1 protein-coding gene is annotated in these 1,339 nt (G+C 69.6%); it reads right to left on the reverse strand.

Features of this window, described 5'->3' with window-relative positions; all coding sequences use genetic code 11:
* Positions 1-48: 48 nt before the first annotated feature.
* Positions 49-1,339 (reverse strand): ATP-dependent nuclease (locus AC1DOC_RS33870; protein ID WP_478131594.1); only part of this gene is annotated, 1,291 nt, incomplete at its 5' end.

Raw genomic sequence — 1,339 nt, forward strand, 5'->3', positions numbered from 1 at the left:
AGTTCGGTCAGGCGCTCTGCGAGCTCGTTCGGTGAATGGTCCATGCCGCTATTGGACAGGAAGATCCACCGGCTCGCTGACCTCGCGCGACGGCGCCTCGACACGCGCCGCGCCCTCCCTTTGCTGCGGCTTCGCGCCCTCGCCCGCCATCCGGCTCAGCGCGAGCGCCACCTGCAGCGGATAGAGCGTGCGCGCGTCGCCCTCGGCCTTGTTGCTCACGGTGGTGCCGGCGGCTTCGCTCATGCTGGCCGTGCGCACGGCGCCCGGCCGGTGCACGGGCACCATGAACGGCGAGTGCGTGGTGTAGACGATCTGGTTGGCGAAGTCCTGCTCGAAGTGCGCGAGCAGGTCGGCCTGCGAGCGCGCATGCAGATGCAGGCCGGGCTCGTCCAGCAGCAGGATCGCATCGCCCGCGCCCTTGGTGTCCGCAAAGAAGGTGACGTAGAACGAGAAGAACCACTGGAAGCCGCGGCTGCGCTCGTCGAGGTTCACTTCCACGTCGTAGGCGCGGTTGGGGTCGGACACCAGCGTGTCCATGTACGGCCCGTCCAGATTGAAGCGGACCTTGAGCTCGCGGTCCTTCCAGAGCCGGCGGATCTCGGCGGTGACGACGGAGCCGGCGCGGTTGGCGAGCTGGTTGCGCGTGGCTTGATCGTTCTTCTCCAGCAGCTCCTGCAGCTGCTGCGGATCGAGCCCCGCGGCCTTGCAGAGCTTCTCGAAGTTGCGCTGCCCGGGCGCGTCCTGCCCCCAGCCCTGGCGCGCGAGGTGCTCGGCAATGTTCTGGCGGCCGGGCAGCGCCGGGTACTCGTCCACGTAGACGAACCTCGGTAGCTTGTCGAGCACCCACTGCTTCGCCCTTGCAAGCGCCGGCGTGTCGTTGGCAATCGCGCGGGCCATCTCCTCGAGCTCGGCCAGCATCTGCTCCTGCTTGTCGCTGAGCTCGGCATCCGCTGCCGCCATGGCCTGGCGCAGCGACTGCAGCGCTGCCACCGCACCGGTGGACCAGCGGATGTAGTCGGGGCTCAGGATCATCGCGGCGTCGAAGGCGTCGGCCGCCTGCTCCAGCATCGCGCGTGCGTCGTCGGCAAGCTTCTCGGCCGCGGCCTTGACGGCGGGGACGATCTTGCGGACCTTGGCCTTGAYGTCGGACACGTCGAGCGACAGGTCGCCGAGTCCTTCGAGGCCGCTCCAGCGCACCGTGCCGTAGCCCCGGCCCGCGGTGACGTGGCGCACCTTGGCCGCGCGCGGAAGCATCTGCGCCAGCTCGGCCCGCTCGCTGTCTTCGAGGGCCCAGCGCGTCGCGACGACCGGCGTGTCGCCCTGGCACTCTTCGAGGCGG

It is taken from the genome of Variovorax sp. 01T439_2 (assembly GCF_056398445.1).